Annotated in this window: 1 protein-coding gene; it reads left to right on the top strand. The window is 65.4% G+C overall.

Annotated elements, in window-relative coordinates:
- The first annotated feature begins 70 nt into the window (after positions 1-70).
- The gene (sucC, locus tag H7F53_RS17550; protein ID WP_185680809.1) at positions 71-1270 is read left to right on the top strand and encodes an ADP-forming succinate--CoA ligase subunit beta; all 1200 of its coding nucleotides are present in this window, start codon (positions 71-73) and stop codon (positions 1268-1270) included.

The raw sequence follows: 1270 nt of genomic DNA, 5'->3' as shown, positions 1-1270 counted from the left end.
CGCTTAATCCGGTTTCCTGCCCGTTGCGGCTGCCTGCCGCGGGGCCTCATTTGCGGAAAGAGGCACGGCGATGAACATCCACGAATACCAGGCGAAGGAGCTGCTGGCGAAGTTTGGCGTCGGCATTCCGGCGGGGATTGCGGCGCTGACCGTGGAGGAGGCCGTGGCGGCGGCGCGGCAGCTGCCGGGGCCGCTCTATGTGGTCAAGGCGCAGATCCACGCTGGCGGGCGCGGCAAGGGCAAGTTCAAGGAGCTGCCGGCCGAGGCCAAGGGCGGCGTGCGCCTGGCCAAGTCGATCGAGGAGGTCGAGGCCTTCGCCAGGGAGATGCTGGGCAACACCCTGGTGACGATCCAGACCGGCGAGGCGGGCAAGCAGGTCAACCGGCTCTACGTCACCGACGGGGTCGACATCGCCAAGGAATACTACCTGTCGATGGTGGTCGACCGGGCCACCGGCCGCGTGGCGATGATCGTCTCGACCGAGGGCGGGATGGACATCGAGGAGGTCGCCCACTCGACCCCGGAGAAGATCACCACGATCGTGATCGATCCGGCCGAGGGCTTCATGCCGCATCACGGCCGCGCGGTGGCCTATGGCCTCAAGCTCGAGGGTGAGCTCAACAAGCAGGCGCAGACGCTTGCCGGGCAGCTCTACGCGGCCTTCATGGCGCTCGACTGCGCGATGCTCGAGATCAACCCGCTGGTCGAAACGAAGGATGGCAACCTGCTCGTCCTCGACACCAAGATGAGCTTCGATTCGAACGCGCTCTACCGCCACCCCGACGTCATGGCGCTGCGCGACGAGACCGAGGAGGATCCGGCCGAGATCGAGGCGAGCAAGTACGACCTGGCCTATATCAAGCTCGATGGCGACATCGGCTGCATGGTCAACGGCGCCGGCCTCGCCATGGCGACGATGGACATCATCAAGCTCAACGGCATGTTCCCGGCCAACTTCCTCGACGTGGGCGGCGGCGCCACCACCGAGAAGGTCACCGCCGCGTTCAAGATCATCCTCTCCGATCCGGCGGTGAAGGGCATCCTCGTCAACATCTTCGGCGGGATCATGAAGTGCGACGTCATCGCCGAGGGCATCATCGCCGCGGCCAAGGAGGTCAACCTCTCCGTCCCCCTCGTCGTCCGCCTCGAAGGCACCAACGTCCAGCAGGGCAAGGACCTGCTCAACACCTCCGGACTCCCCATCGTCTCCGCCAACGATCTGGGAGATGCCGCCGCCAAAATCGTCGCCGAAGTCAAAAAGGCCGCCTGA

Source organism: Novosphingobium piscinae (genome assembly GCF_014230355.1).
GTDB classification, from domain to species: Bacteria; Pseudomonadota; Alphaproteobacteria; order Sphingomonadales; family Sphingomonadaceae; genus Novosphingobium; species Novosphingobium piscinae.
Note: the sequence above shows the minus strand (reverse complement) of the source record. Positions and strands in the feature narration are given on the sequence as shown.

Excerpts from the sequence above, each read along its gene's own strand:
- sucC (WP_185680809.1), top strand. The coding sequence starts at position 71 with ATGAACATCCACGAATACCAGGCGAAGGAGCTGCTGGCGAAGTTTGGC.